Annotated in this window: 1 pseudogene; it reads left to right on the top strand. The window is 43.4% G+C overall.

Going from position 1 to position 205, the window contains the following annotated elements:
• Positions 1-205 (top strand): annotated as a pseudogene (locus KH893_RS12995) (mucin-binding protein); the annotation flags it as partial.

Raw genomic sequence — 205 nt, 5'->3', positions numbered from 1 at the left:
TACAGGGCTATACACCAGATCAGACAGCAATTGCATCACAGACAGTGACCGGAGATTCGACAGATTTGTAGTATACGGTTGTTTATACTAAGAATGCACCGACAGTCACTACCGAAACGAAGACTGTGAATGAAACCATCCATTATATCTATAAAGATGGTAGCAAGGCAGCCGATGACTATGTGGCAACGCCAGTTGAGTTTAC

It is taken from the genome of Liquorilactobacillus sicerae, from assembly GCF_029916425.1.
GTDB lineage: Bacteria > Bacillota > Bacilli > Lactobacillales > Lactobacillaceae > Liquorilactobacillus > Liquorilactobacillus sicerae.
Note: the sequence above shows the minus strand (reverse complement) of the source record. Positions and strands in the feature narration are given on the sequence as shown.